Below are 13,381 nucleotides of genomic sequence, written 5' to 3'. Positions count from 1 at the left end.
GGGCTCTCGTGCGGTGTTGGTTCGTGTGGTGGTCGAGGAGCACCGTCGGGCGTGCCTGCCGGGGCGGTCGGGGTCCACGCGGCGCGCACCTGACGCGAGTTGGGTGTGGGCTCTCGTGCGGTGTTGGTTCGTGTGGTGGTCGAGGAGCACCGTCGGGCGTGCCTGCCGGGGCGGTCGGGGTCCACGCGGCGCGCACCTGACGCGAGTTGGGTGTGGGCTCTCGTGCGGTGTTGGTTCGTGTGGTGGTCGAGGAGCACCGTCGGGCGTGCCCGCCCGGGCGGGCGGGGTCCACGCGGCCGGCACCTGACGCGAGCTGGGCGTCGGCTCCCGTGCGGCGGTGCCCTCGGGACCTCCGGCCCGCGCGCGGCGGGCTGAACCCGGGCTGAAGCCGCGCCGAACCGCGATTGCCGCCCCCGGCCGGGCGTGGCTAGCGTGCCGTGCCTGCCGTCCCCGCCGGGGACGGGCGGTGGAGGTCGTCCGGCCCTGCGGGGCACGGGGAGAGTGCGGTGGTGCCTGATGGCGGCGAGCGCGGTACTGCGGTTGGCCGTGGCCCTGGACGGCGACCCGGGCGGTGCGCCGGAGCGGGAGACGCCCCTGCCGCCGGAGCGGTGGGCCGAGCGGGTGGCCGAGGCCGAGCGCGGGCTGCTGGACCTGGTCACCCTGGACGACGCCCACCGCCCGGCGCCGGACGGCACGGCCCGGCCGGAGGCGCTGCAACTCGCCGCCGCCCTGGGCGCGTCGACCCGGTGGATCGGCATCGCGCCGACGGTCACCCCGACCCACGGCGAGCCCTTCCACCTGTCGACGGCCCTCGCCACCCTGGACTTCGTGACCGGCGGCCGGGCGGCGGCCCTGGTGCGGCCCGGGCTGGACCCGGCCGAGGACCGCAACGCCGGGCGCGCCCCCGGCACCCCGCAGGAGCGGCTGGCGGAGACCGAGGAGGCCGTCGAGGTGATCCGCGCGCTGTGGGACAGCTGGGAGGACGGCGCGGAGATCCGCGACGCCGCGAGCGGCCGCTTCCTGGACCGCGCGCGGGTGCGGCCCGTCGACCACCGGGGCCGCCACTTCGCCGTCCGGGGACCGTCCGTCACCCCGCGCCCGCCGCAGGGGCAGCCGCCGGTCCTGGTCGCGGTGCACGACGAGGCCGGCCGCCGGCTCGCCGCCCGCGCCGCCGACCTCGCCCTGCTGACCGTCGCCGACCCGGACGACGCCCGGGCGCAGCTCGCCGCCCTGCGGGCCGCCGAGGCCGAGGCCGGAGCGGCCCGGACGGGGCCGCCGCTGCTGGTGTTCGCCGACCGCCCGGTGGCCCTGGACACCGACCCGCGCCGCGCCGCGGCCCGCCGCACGGGCGGCCCCGGCGCGTTCGCCGGCACCCCGGAGGAGCTCGCCGGATCGCTGCTCGCCTGGCAGCGCACCGGCCTGGACGGCGTGCGGCTGCTGCCCGCCTCGCCCGGGCGGGACCTGCCGGGCATCGTCCGGGGCCTGGTGCCCGAGCTGCAACTGCGCGGAGCCTTCCGCCGGCGGTACGAGGGCGCCACGCTGCGCGAGCGCCTCGGCCTGCCCGCCCCGGACAACCGGCTCTCCGGCCGCAGCGTCTGACGAGGAACCAGGAGGAACCGTGCCCGTGCGCCCGCGCCGACAGGTCCTGCTCGCCGCCACCTTCCCGCACAGCGTCTGGGTGGTCTGGGACGATCCCCGCTCCGGCAGCCAGATCGACTTCGCGTCGTTCCGGCACGCCGTCCGCACCGCCGAACGCGGCCGGTTCGACTTCTTCCTGATCGCCGAGACCCTGCGGCTGCGCGAACACGCCGGACGGCTGGACGACCTGGAGGTGGCCGGCCGCCCGCACAGTCCGACGGTGATGTCCGCGCTGGCCGCCGTCACCCGGCACATCGGGCTCGTCCCGACGATGAGCACCACCTACAACGAACCGTACGAACTCGCCCGGCAGATCGCCTCCCTGGACCACCTCTCGGGCGGCCGCGCGGGCTGGAACATGGTCACCACCGCCGACCCCGAGGCCGGGGTCAACTTCCGCCGGGGCGCCCACCTCGCGCCCGCCGACCGGTACGCCCGCGCCGAGGAGTTCGTCCGGGCCACCGACACGCTCTGGCGCGGCGGCCTCGCCCCTTACCGCCACCGGGGCGCCCACTTCGACCTGGAGGGCTGCTTCACCCTGCCGCCGGGACCGCAGGGCCGCCCGGTCCTGGTGCAGGCCGGGGACTCCGGGCAGGGGCGCGACTTCGCGGCCCGCCACGCCGACATCGTCTTCGGCCTGCACGACCGCCCCGGGCCCGGCCGGCGGTTCCGGGCCGACCTGCGGGCGCGGGCCCGGGCGCTCGGCCGGGACCCGGACGCGCTCAAGGTGATGCCGGGCGCCGGGTTCATCCTCGGCGACACCCCGGCGGAGGCCGAGGAGCGCTCCCGCGAGGTGGCGGCACGGCAGATCACCCCGGCGATCGCGCTCACCCGGATCGGGCAGCTGTGGGCGGCGGACCTGTCCGGCCACGACCCGGACGACCCGCCGCCCCCGCCCGCGGCGCCGCCCGGGTCGCCCGCCGCGACGCTGTACGACCGGGCGCTCGCCGAGGGCCTGTCGGTGCGCGAGCTGGCGATCCGCACGCTGCTGCGGCACACCTTCACCGGCACCCCGGCCGGGGTGGCCGCCCGGATCGACGCCGACGTCCAGAGCGGCGCCGCGGACGGCTACATCCTGGCCGGCCACCTCAACCCGGTCGGCTTCGACGAGTTCACCGACCTGGTGGTCCCGCACCTCCAGGAGCGCGGCGTGCTGCGCGCCGAGTACCGCGAGGGCGCCACCCTGCGCGAGAACCTCGGCCTGCCCGCCGGCGGACCGGACCTCGCCGGGCTGCGGGAATAACCGCCGGCCGCGAGTTGTTGACGCGCTGCAAGGCCGCCGGCGACGGCCGCGCGGACGTGCGCGGCGGGGCAGGCGGAAGGGCGGGCGGAGGAGGAGCACCGGTGAGGTACGAGGTACTCGGCCCGCTCAGGGTCAGTGACGCGGACGGCCAGGTCGTGATCACCTCCCGCAAGACCGAGGCGGTGCTGGCCGTCCTGCTCGCCCGGATGGGCCAGGTGGTCTCGGTGGACGACCTGGTGCGCGAGCTGTGGCCCGCCACGCCGCCCCAGCGCGCCCGGGACGCCGTCTACGTCTACGTCTCGCAGCTGCGCAAGCTGCTCACCCGCCCCGGCGAGCCCGAGCCGATCATCACCCGGGCGCCCGGCTACGTCCTGTGGACGCCCCCGCAGGCCGTCGACTTCCACACCCTCCAGGAGCAACTGCCCGCTGCCCGGGCGATGATGCGCGAACGGCGCTACGACGAGGCCTGCGAGCTGCTGGAGAAGACCGTCGCCCTGTGGCGCGGCCCGGTGCTGGCCGGTCTGCAGGCCGGGCCGGTGGTCAACACCTTCGCGGCCTGGCTGCAGGAGCTCCAGCTGGAGTGCAGCGAACTGCTGGTGGAGTCCAAGCTGATGCTCTCCCGGGACCGCGAGGTGGTCTCCCAGCTGCGCTGCCTGATCCGCGAGCACCCGCTGCAGGAGAGCTTCTACGCCCAGCTGATGCTGGCCCTGTGGCGCTCGGGCCGGCAGGCCGACGCGCTCACCGTCTACCACTCCGCGCGCGACACCCTCAACCGGGAGCTGGGCCTGGAGCCGGGCTGCTGGCTGCGCAACCTCCAGCGCACCATCCTGGAGGTCGGCGCGGACGCCCCCGCCCGGCGCAGGCCCGCCGCCGTGCGGGCCTGACGTCCGCCCCGTTCCCGTTTGGGTGCGGTTTAGCCCCCTTCGGCACGCTGGAGGAGGCAGAACCGATCCCCGAGCGATGACGGAGCGATTCGAGTGAACGATGTCCCCACCCGCCACCTGGGCGGCCTGGAAGTCGGTGCCCAGGGGCTCGGCGCCCTCGGCCTGAGCGAGTTCTACGGCCCGATCGATCCGGAGCAGGCGGTCGCCACCATCCGCCGGGCGCTCGACCTGGGCGTCACCCTGATCGACACCGCCGACGTCTACGGGCACGGCCTGAGCGAGGAACTGGTCGGCCGGGCGGTGGCCGGCCGGCGCGACGAGGCGGTGGTGGCCACCAAGTTCGGGGTGGTGCGCACCGGCGACGGGATCGGGCAGGCGGTGCGCGGCGACGCCGCCTACGTGAAGGAGTCCGCCGACGCCTCGCTCAAGCGCCTCGGGCTCGACCACATCGACCTCTTCTACCCGGCCCGGATCGACCCCTCGGTGCCGATCGAGGAGACGGTCGGCGCGCTGGCCGAGCTGGTGCGGGAGGGGAAGGTGCGCCACATCGGGCTCTCCGAGGCCGCCCCGGAGACCATCCGCCGGGCCCACGCCGTGCACCCGCTGGCCGCCGTGCAGACCGAGTGGTCGCTGTTCTCCCGCGGCCTGGAGAGCGAGGTCGTCCCGCTCGCGCGCGAGCTGGGCATCGGCATCGTGCCCAACGCCCCGCTCGCCCGGGGTCTGCTCACCGGGCGCTACCGGGCCGCGGAGGTGTTCGGGCCGGAGGACTTCCGGACCGTCGCCCAGCCGCGGTTCACCCCGGAGAACTTCCCGGCCAACCTCGCCCTGGTCGACCGGCTGGAGCCGCTGTCCATCGAACTCGGAGTGTCGGTCGGCCAGTTGGCGCTGGCCTGGGTGCACCACCGGGGCGAGGACGTCGTCCCGATCCCCGGCACCCGGCGGATCGACCACCTGGAGGAGAACCTCGCCGCCGCGACGCTCGCCCTCGGCCCCGAGGAGCTGGCCGCGATCGAGGCCGCGGTGCCCGCCGAGCAGGTCGCCGGCGCCCGGCTCACCGACTTCAGTCTGCAGTTCGTCGACCGCTGACCGGCGGGCGGTACGCACCGGACGGGCCCCGGGCCCGTCCGGTGCTGACGGCTGTCCGCCGCCGCCCCGCGGACGACGCCCGGGCCGGCCGCCGTCGCGGGCGCCGGGGCGGGCGCGAGGGGCCCGTCGGGGACATGGCAAGGGCGCGGCCGCAGGGGGTTTAGCCGCGTGCACGGAAGGGGTTTAGCAGCCCGATGGAGGCTGGCCGCCCGACCGCACCGAGCGGTCGCCGTCCCTTCCCGTCCGCCTTGCGCAAAGGACCCGCGATGACCGAACTCCGCGGCAGACAGGCCGCGTTCTCGAACCTTCCGTCCCTCACCGGGCTGCGCTTCGCCGCCGCCCTGATCGTCTACTTCACCCACCTCTCGGTCGAGGGCTACCTCGCCCCCGGCCCGGCCGCGGCGGTGTTCCGGTACGCCTTCGGCCTGGGCTGGCTGGGGGTGGAGTTCTTCTTCATCCTGAGCGGGTTCGTGCTGACCTGGTCGGCCCGGATCGGCGAGAGCCGGACGGGGTTCTGGCGCCGCCGGCTGGTGAAGATCTTCCCGACCCATCTGCTGACCTGGTTGGCGGCGCTGCTGCTGGCCCTCGCGGCGGGTGAACTGCTCACCACCGCCCGGCTGTTGCCCAGCTTCTTCCTGCTGAACGCGTGGTTCCCGGAGCTGGACGTGATGCGGGCGGTCAACCTGCCCAGCTGGTCGCTCAGCGTCGAGCTGGCGTTCTACCTGGCCTTCCCCTGGCTGCACGCGCTGGTCCGGCGGATCCGGCCGGAGCGGCTGTGGGCCTGGGTGTGGGGCGTGACGGCGACGATCGCGCTGCTCCCGCTCGTCGCCGAGACCGCACTGCCGGGCAGCCCCCAGCTGCCGGGCCTGAAGGTGTCGCTGACGCAGAACTGGTTCCTGGTGGCGTTCCCGGCCGTGCGCGCGCTGGACTTCGTGCTCGGCATCCTGCTGGCCCGGATCATGCTGACCGGCCGGTGGATCCGGCTCGGCCTGCCCGGGGCGGCGCTGCTGGTCGCGGCCGGGGCGGCGGCCCAGCTGGCCCTGGTGCCGACGGCGTACGGCTTCACCGCCACGCTGGCGCTGCCGCTGGCCCTGCTGGTCGCCGCGGCGGCACGCGCGGACATCGCGGGGACCCGCTCGCCGTTCCGCGGCCGGACGGCGGTGCGTCTGGGCGAGATCTCCTTCGCCTTCTACATGACGCACCACCTGGTGCTGCACTACGTCCGGCTGGCCCTCGGCGAGACGAAGGTCTGGTCGGTGCCCGAGGTGGCCGGCCTCGGTCTGGTGCTGCTGGCCGTGACCATCGGGGTGTCCTGGCTCAGTTTCCGGCTCGTGGAGGTCCCGGCGATGCGCCGATGGAGCCGCCCGGCCGCTCGCGGGGAGCGGCCGGAGCCGGCACTGACGGGCGGCCGCACGGGGTGACCGCACAGGGTGACCGCGGGGCACCGCGGGCCGTACGGGGCCACGACGGGCCGCACCGGCCGAGCGGTCCCCGTACGACCCGGGCCGGGGCCTCCGGGTCAGGAGGCCACCGGCTCGCCGGTGTCCCGCGGCGAGACCTCCTCCACCACCGGGCCGGCCGCGAAGGCCTTCGGGCGGCCGGGCAGGAGCAGACCGACCACCACGATGACCGCGGTCATCGCCAGCTCCCACCAGAAGGTGGTGGAGTAGGCGTTGCGGACCGAGTCGCCGTGCGCGACCCCGCGCTGGACCAGCAGCGCCACCAGCGCCACGCCGAAGGAGCCGCCGACCTGGTTGAGCGACAGCATGGTGCTGGTCGCCCCCGAGGTCTTCTCCAGCGGGACGGTCCGGTAGAGCGAGGCGAGCGTCGGCGCGCCGACGCAGCCGAGGCCGATGCCCGAGACCAGGGCGTAGAGGCCGAGCACCAGCTGGCTGGTGGCCGCCGAGGACAGCGCGTTGCCGAGCGTTCCGAGCACCACCAGCGCGGCGCCGACCGGCACCAGCAGATTGGCGCCCAGCTTGTCGCTGAGCCGCCCGGCCAGCGGCATCCCGAGGAAGGTGCCGACCCCGAACGGGGCCAGCAGCAGCCCACTGGCCATCAGGCTCTGGCCGTGCACCTGCTGCTGGTAGAGCGGCAGCAGCACGTACAGCGAGAACACCGCCGCGCCGGTGAGCGCCATCGCGACCACGGCGGCCGTGAAGCCCCGGTTGGCGAGCAGCCGCACGTCGATCAGCGGGGTGCGGCGGGTGGTGAGCGCGTGCACCACGAAGCCCGCCACCAGCAGGGCGCCGATGATCAGCGACACCACCACCGTGGTCGAGCCGAAGCCCTCGTGGGCGGTCTGCGACAGCCCGTACACCAGGACGGCGAAGCCGGGGCTCAGCAGCAGGGTGCCGAGGACGTCGAAGGTCGCCCGCTCGCCCTCGGCGGGAGCGTCGGCGGGCACCACCTTGAACGAGAACACCAGCGCGATCAGCACGATCGGCACGTTCACCAGGAACAGCCAGCTCCAGTGCAGGTTGTCCGCGATGACACCGCCGAGGATCGGGCCGATCACCGGGCCGAGCGTCATCGGCAGGGCCAGCAGGCCCATCACCTTGCCCAGCCGGGCCGGGCCGGCCGCGCGGGCGGTGAGCGTCATCATGACCGGCTCGATGATGCCGGCCGCCACGCCCTGGAGGATGCGGAAGGTCACCAGCGAGCCGATGTTCCAGGACAGCGCCGAGGCGACGGCCGTCACGGTGTAGAGCACCAGGCCGAACAGCCAGACCTTCTTGCCGCCGAAGTGGTCCACCGCCCAGCCGGTCACCGGGATGGTCGCGGCGACCGCCAGCAGATAGCCGGTGATGACCCACTCGGCGGTGGTGAGCGTGGTGTCGAAGGTGGCGGCCAGCGGGCTCAGCCCGACGCCGACGATGGTCGCGTTCAGCGTCGCGGTCACCGACGCGAGCGCCATGACAATGATCAGCTTGACCAGCGGACCGTCCAGCCGGTCCTCGGCTGATTGCGTCATTTCAGTCCTTAGGGATAGCAGGGGAGGAGAAGGCGGATGAGGAGGCGGGTGCGCATCACGTGATGCCCCGCGGCCGCGGAATGCGGCGGGACGGCGCGGCGGGGTACCGGAGGGGCGCCGCGCCCGAGGACCGCCTTGCCGAAAGCCCGGCGCTGGGCGCCCGGCGTACTGAAAGAGCGTATAAACAATGGCGGGGCGGCGGCCATCGGCCCTTAGACACCGTTAAGGCCGCCGACCCGGAATTCGGGTCGGCGGCCTTCGACGGGGTGGGAATCCGCCGGCCGGGCATCGGTGACCTGCGGATTCGTCCCGCCGGTCCGGGGCGGGGAAGGTTCCCGGAGTCTTTAGGTCGTGTCCGGTCGGGGGTCCGTCAGGAGCACGGCCTGGGCCGGGCAGAGCTGCTGGGCGAGCCGGACGTCCTGCTCCAGGCCGGCCGGGGGCTCGGGCGTCAGCAGGGTCACCAGGCCGTCGTCGTCGTGCTCGAAGACGTCCGGCGCGGTCAGCACGCACAGGCCCGCGCCGATGCAGCGGTCCCGGTCGGTGGAGACCCGCACCCCGGCGGCGCTCACCAGGCCACCGGCAGGCGCTCGACGCTCTGCATGGTGCCGGTCCGGCGCATCACCAGCTCCTCGGCCGGCACCGCCAGCCGCAGCCCGGGCAGCCGGCGCACCAGCGTCTCGAAGGCGATCTCCAGTTGCAGCCGGGCCAGGTTCTGCCCCAGGCACTGGTGGATGCCGTAGCCGAAGGTCAGGTGCTGGCGGCTGGCCCGGGAGAGGTCGAGATCGTAGGGCTCGGCGTGCACCCGCTCGTCCCGGTTGGTCATGGTGGAGGAGACCACCAGGCCGTCCCCGGCCTTCAGCACCCGGCCGTCGATCTCGATGTCGTCGGTGATCCAGCGCACCCCGGCGAAGTCGGTCACCGCCGTGATCCGCAGCAGCTCCTCGATCGCGGTGGCGGCCGGCACCTCGCCCGAGCGCAGTGCCGCCAGCTGCTCCGGGTTCTCCAGCAGGGCCAGCACGCTGATCGGGATCATCGAGGAGGTGGTCTCCAGACCGGCGATCAGCAGCACCATGGTCAGCTGGACCACCTCGTCGTGGCTCAGCTCGCCGCTCTCCACGTGCGCCACCAGCCGGCCGACCAGGTTCTCGTCGGGGTTGTCCTCCTGGGCCGTCACCAGCCGGTCCAGGTAGCGGACCAGTTCGGCGGCGGAGGCCTCGGTGTGGGCCGGGTCCCGGCCCTGCATGACGCCCGCGGTGGCGGACTGGAAGAAGGCGTGGTCCTCGTACGGGATGCCCAGCAGCGCCGACATCACGAGCGACGGGATCGGCGCGGCGAAATGCTCCACCAGGTCGGCGGGGGAGCCGAGTTCCTCGATCCGGTCGATCAGTCCGTTGACGATCCGCTCGATGTCGGGGCGCAGCGCCCGGGCGTGCTTGAGGCTGAACTCCGGGTTGAGCAGCCGTCGGTGGTGGTGGTGGATCGGCGGGTCCTCGCCCACCAGCACCAGCTTGCGGGCGGCCGGCGCGCCCAGGTGCGGGGCCATGGTCGGGTAGGCGTCGTAGCTGCGGTCGGAGGACAGCCGCTCGTCGGCGAGCAGCCGGCGGGCCTCGGCGTAGCCGGTGATCAGCCAGACCCGGCGGTCGTCCCAGAGGGTGACCTGGTTGATCGGGCCCCGTGTGCTGATCTCCCGGTAGACGTCCGGCGGCTGGTAGGGGCAGGTGCGGCGCACCGGGAACGACGGTGCTTCGGCGGAACTGGCGGACAACGCGGCCTCCCAGTCGGATTTCCCGGAATGGTGCCCGGGGGGAATTCTGGTTACTCCGGCGCATGCTAGTTGCGCCGCCCGGGGGCGGGCCACGGGAGTTCCGGCGGGAATCAACGGGAATTCAATGGCCGTTTGTCGCGGATTTAGCCGCGCATTCGACGGGTGGCGGCGGCCGGTTCAGCGGGGGCCGCCGGGCCGGTTTAGCGCCGTTGCCTAGCGTGATCGGCACGCCGTTTTCCCCGGCGTCCCCGTCCCCGTGCCGAATGGAGCCGAGCATGGCACCGATCCCCCTTCCCGGCCCGCTGGGCCCCGCCGCCGACGCCCTGCGGGGCTGGCTGCTCGCCAGGCTGGCGGTGCCGCCGCTCGGCCCGACCGGGCCGAACCCGGCGGTCGGCGAACCGGAGAACCTGATCCACCTGACCGACCTCACCGAGACCCTGATCAGCTACGACTCCACCAACGCGGACTTCAGCGGGAGCACCCCGACGCTGGACGACCTCGCCCACGTCCGCTACGAGCTCCGTGACCAGCAGGGCGCGCTGGTCGGCACGACCAAGGGCATCGGGCGGATGCTGCGCAAGGGACCGGACGGCAACTTCCTGGGCTACTTCTCGGAGGAGATCCGGCTGATCGACGGTCATGTCATCCGCACCGGCGGCATCGTCGACGACGCCCGGCTGACCCTCGGCGAGCAGCAGACCATCAAGGCGGTCGCGGTGGCCGGCCCGCTGCGCGGGGCGATCGGGTTCCGCCAGTTCCGGCCGGTGGAGACCCACAAGTCCTACGCCTCGGCGATCGTCCTCTACCGCCGCTGAAACCCCGCCCGCCGCACTCCCGCCGGACCCCCGTCCGCCGCCCGCCCGACGCCCGCCCGCCGTACGCCCGCCCGCCGGACCGCCGTCCGGCCGGGGGGAGCGTACCGACGCCCCTGGGAGCAGACCGCAGATGGACCCCGCAGAGATCCGCCTCCTGGCGGCCGGCACCGCGCTGCCGGGCCCGCCCATCGACAACGCCGCCCTGGGCCGCCGCTTCGGCATGGACGCCCTCTGGGAACAGTGGGTGGACACCTTCATCGGCACCCGGACCCGCCACCTCGCCCTCGACCTGGAGACCGGCGAGCAGCGCGACACCCTGGCCGACCTCGGCACCACCGCCGGTGAGCGTGCGCTCGCCGCGGCCGGCACCGACCCCGCCGACATCGACCTCGTGGTGCTCGGCACCGCCACCCCCGACAGTCTGATGCCGGCCACCGTCAACCAGATCGCCGACCGGCTCGGCATCGACGGTGTGGCCACCTACCAGCTGCAGTCCGGCTGTTCCGGTGCCGTCCAGGCGATCGACGTCGCCCGGCAGCTGCTCTCCACCGGCCGCCACCGCACCGCCCTGGTGCTCGGCGGCGACGTCATCGCCAAGCACTACGACCTGAGCGCCGACCTGCGCGCGGTCCCGCCCGCCGAACTGGTCAACTACGTGCTGTTCGGCGACGCCGCCGGGGCCGCCGTGCTGAGCGCCGACCCGGCCGCGGGCCCGACCGCCGTCCGCGCCTCCTTCGTCCAGCTGGCCGGACGGGGACGGGCGCCGGGCCAGGTGCTGGAGTGGTTCGGGCCGGTCGACCGGCACAGCGGGCGGCCGGCGGCGCGCGAGGACTACAAGGCGATCGAGGAGACCGTCCCGCTGTTCGCCGAGCAGATCCTGCGCCGGCTGCTCGACGAGGCCGGCTGGCAGCCGGACGAGGTGACGCACCTGCTGCCGCCGCAGCTGTCCACCCAGATGACCGCCCGGATCGTCCAGCGGCTCGGTCTGCCCGGCGCCGAGGAGATCAGCTGCGTCGGCGAGACCGCCAACACCGGCAACGCGCTGGTCTTCTTCCAGCTCGAACAGGTGCTGCCGAAGCTGGCCGCGGGCGACCGCGCCGCCGTCCTCGCGGTGGAGTCCAGCAAGTGGATCAAGTCCGGGTTCGCCCTGGAACAGGTCTGACCCCTCCGCCCCGCTCCACCCCGTCCGGCCCCGCCACACCTCGAACCATCGAAGGGCAGAGCACGCATGTCGAACGACGAGAAGCTCCGCGACTACCTCAAGCGGGTCAGCGCCAGCCTCCAGGACACCCGCCTGCGGCTGCACGAGGCCGAGGCCAGGTACACGGAGCCGATCGCCATCGTCGGGATGGCGTGCCGTTATCCGGGTGGGGTGGGGTCGCCGGAGGAGCTGTGGCGGCTGGTGGCCGAGGGGCGGGACGCGATCTCGGAGTTCCCGGCGGACCGGGGCTGGGACCTGGAGGCGCTGTACAACCCGGATCCGGAGCGCACCGGGACGGCCTACACCCGGCACGGCGGCTTCCTGGCCGGCGCCGCCGGCTTCGACGCCGACTTCTTCGGCATCAGCCCCCGGGAGAGCGGCACCATCGACCCCCAGCAGCGGCTGCTGCTGGAGACCACCTGGGAGGCACTGGAGAGCGCCGGGCTGGACCCGGCCGCGCTGCGCGCCACCCCGGTCGGCGTCTTCACCGGGATCATGTACAGCGACTACGGCTCACGGCTCAACCCGGTGCCGGCGGCGGTCGAGGGCCAGGTCGGCATCGGCAGCGCGCCCAGCGTGGCGTCGGGGCGGATCGCCTACACCTACGGGTTCGAGGGCCCGGCGGTGACGGTGGACACCGCCTGCTCCTCCTCGCTGGTCGCCCTGCACCTGGCCGCCCAGGCCCTGCGGTCGGGCGAGTGCACGCTGGCGCTCGCGGGCGGGGCCACGGTGATGGCCACCCCCAACACCTTCGTCGAGTTCAGCCGCCAGCGCGGCCTGTCGCCGGACGGCCGCTGCAAGGCCTTCTCGGCCGCCGCCGACGGCACCGGCTGGGGCGAGGGCGCGGCCCTGCTGCTCCTGGAGCGGCTCTCCGACGCCCGGGCCAACGGCCATCCGGTGTACGCGGTGGTGCGCGGCTCGGCCGTCAACCAGGACGGCACCAGCAGCCAGCTCTCCGCGCCGAACGGTCCTTCGCAGGAGCGGGTGATCCGGGCGGCGCTGGCGTCGGCGGGGCTGGGTGCGGCGGACGTGGACGTGGTGGAGGCGCACGGGACGGGGACGCGGCTGGGTGATCCGATCGAGGCGCAGGCGTTGCTGGCGACGTACGGTCAGGAGCGTCCTGCGGGGCGGCCGTTGTGGCTGGGGTCGGTGAAGTCCAACATCGGGCATGCCCAGGCGGCGGCCGGGGTGGCGGGTGTGATCAAGATGGTGCAGGCGCTGCGGCACGGGGTGCTGCCGGCCACCCTGCACGTCGACGAGCCGACCGGTGAGGTGGACTGGTCCTCGCGCGGGGTGGAACTGCTGCGGACGCCGGTCGACTGGGCGCCGGGGGAGCGGCCGCGTCGTGCGGGCGTCTCCGCCTTCGGGATCAGCGGCACCAATGCGCACGTGATCCTGGAGGAGGCGCCCGCGGTGGCGGAGACCGCCGTGGCCCCGGCGGACGACCCGGCACCCGTGACGGCCCCGGTGCTGCTCTCGGGCCGCTCGGAGGCGGCGCTGGGCGCGGCGGCGGAGCGGCTGGCGGACTGGCTGGAGGGCGCGGGCGCCCAGGCCGGACCGGCGCAGGTGGCGGCCTGGACGCTGACCCGGGGCGCCCGGCACCGGTTCGGCGGCGCCGTGGTCTCCCCGGACCGCGACGAACTGATCGCCGGACTGCGGGCGTTGGCGGAGCAGAAGTCCCATCCGGCGGTGGTGGCGGGGCGGTTGGCGTCGTCGCCGGGTGGGGTGGTGCTGGTGTTCCCGGGTCAGGGGTCGCAGTGGGTGGGGATGGGGGT

11 protein-coding genes are annotated in these 13,381 nt (G+C 74.5%); 8 read left to right on the top strand and 3 right to left on the bottom strand.

Translation table 11 applies throughout. From position 1 onward, the window contains the following. Nucleotides 1–516: 516 nt before the first annotated feature. The 5 genes from ACFXAM_RS33045 (at nt 517) to ACFXAM_RS33025 (ending at nt 6,272) form a co-directional block, all read left to right on the top strand. Complete coding sequence (locus tag ACFXAM_RS33045; RefSeq protein ID WP_380296892.1) at nt 517–1,599, top strand: LLM class flavin-dependent oxidoreductase; 1,083 nt, start codon at nt 517–519, stop codon at nt 1,597–1,599. Nucleotides 1,600–1,624: 25 nt separating this feature from the next. Further along, nucleotides 1,625–2,881 (top strand): LLM class flavin-dependent oxidoreductase, encoded by a 1,257-nt coding sequence (locus ACFXAM_RS33040; protein WP_380296890.1) that lies wholly within the window; start codon nt 1,625–1,627, stop codon nt 2,879–2,881. Between the two features lie 101 nt (nt 2,882–2,982). After that, a complete protein-coding gene (locus ACFXAM_RS33035; RefSeq protein ID WP_380296888.1) occupies nt 2,983–3,765 on the top strand; it encodes a BTAD domain-containing putative transcriptional regulator in 783 nt (260 codons plus the stop codon). Nucleotides 3,766–3,858: 93 nt separating this feature from the next. After that, entirely contained in the window at nt 3,859–4,851 is a 993-nt protein-coding gene (locus ACFXAM_RS33030; protein ID WP_380296886.1) for an aldo/keto reductase, read from the top strand. A 266-nt stretch (nt 4,852–5,117) separates the two neighbouring features. Continuing rightward, nucleotides 5,118–6,272 carry an acyltransferase family protein gene (locus ACFXAM_RS33025; protein ID WP_380296885.1) on the top strand — a complete coding sequence of 385 codons (1,155 nt, stop codon included), beginning with the start codon at nt 5,118–5,120 and terminating at the stop codon, nt 6,270–6,272. Between the two features lie 98 nt (nt 6,273–6,370). Here the strand turns inward: ACFXAM_RS33025 and ACFXAM_RS33020 are convergent, their stop codons facing one another. From ACFXAM_RS33020 to ACFXAM_RS33010, 3 genes are all read right to left on the bottom strand, one after another. Further along, on the bottom strand, nt 6,371–7,825 hold the full coding sequence (locus tag ACFXAM_RS33020) for a DHA2 family efflux MFS transporter permease subunit (protein ID WP_380296883.1): 1,455 nt from the start codon (nt 7,823–7,825) through the stop codon (nt 6,371–6,373). Nucleotides 7,826–8,169: 344 nt separating this feature from the next. Continuing rightward, the gene (locus tag ACFXAM_RS33015; RefSeq protein ID WP_380296882.1) at nt 8,170–8,394 is read right to left on the bottom strand and encodes a ferredoxin; all 225 of its coding nucleotides are present in this window, start codon (nt 8,392–8,394) and stop codon (nt 8,170–8,172) included. Beyond that, complete coding sequence (locus ACFXAM_RS33010) at nt 8,391–9,590, bottom strand: cytochrome P450 (RefSeq protein ID WP_380296880.1); 1,200 nt, start codon at nt 9,588–9,590, stop codon at nt 8,391–8,393. Before ACFXAM_RS33010 ends, ACFXAM_RS33015 begins: the two co-directional genes overlap by 4 nt. Nucleotides 9,591–9,865: 275 nt before the next feature. On the opposite strand from ACFXAM_RS33010, the gene ACFXAM_RS33005 reads away from it, so the two are divergent. The 3 genes from ACFXAM_RS33005 to ACFXAM_RS32995 form a co-directional block, all read left to right on the top strand. Beyond that, nucleotides 9,866–10,405 carry a hypothetical protein gene (locus tag ACFXAM_RS33005; RefSeq protein ID WP_380296878.1) on the top strand — a complete coding sequence of 180 codons (540 nt, stop codon included), beginning with the start codon at nt 9,866–9,868 and terminating at the stop codon, nt 10,403–10,405. Between the two features lie 130 nt (nt 10,406–10,535). Next, a complete protein-coding gene (locus ACFXAM_RS33000; RefSeq protein WP_380296876.1) occupies nt 10,536–11,567 on the top strand; it encodes a 3-oxoacyl-ACP synthase III family protein in 1,032 nt (343 codons plus the stop codon). A 66-nt stretch (nt 11,568–11,633) separates the two neighbouring features. Beyond that, nucleotides 11,634–13,381: type I polyketide synthase (locus ACFXAM_RS32995; protein ID WP_380296874.1), on the top strand; the 1,748-nt coding region annotated here is incomplete at its 3' end.

Source organism: Kitasatospora sp. NPDC059462, from assembly GCF_042749955.1.
GTDB lineage: Bacteria > Actinomycetota > Actinomycetes > Streptomycetales > Streptomycetaceae > Kitasatospora.
Note: the sequence above shows the minus strand (reverse complement) of the source record. Positions and strands in the feature narration are given on the sequence as shown.

Coding starts and splice junctions, on each gene's coding strand:
- ACFXAM_RS33000 (WP_380296876.1), top strand. CDS start 10,536: ATGGACCCCGCAGAGATCCGCCTCCTGGCGGCCGGCACCGCGCTGCCG.
- ACFXAM_RS33045 (WP_380296892.1), top strand. CDS start 517: ATGGCGGCGAGCGCGGTACTGCGGTTGGCCGTGGCCCTGGACGGCGAC.
- ACFXAM_RS33005 (WP_380296878.1), top strand. CDS start 9,866: ATGGCACCGATCCCCCTTCCCGGCCCGCTGGGCCCCGCCGCCGACGCC.
- ACFXAM_RS33020 (WP_380296883.1), bottom strand. CDS start 7,825: ATGACGCAATCAGCCGAGGACCGGCTGGACGGTCCGCTGGTCAAGCTG.
- ACFXAM_RS33025 (WP_380296885.1), top strand. CDS start 5,118: ATGACCGAACTCCGCGGCAGACAGGCCGCGTTCTCGAACCTTCCGTCC.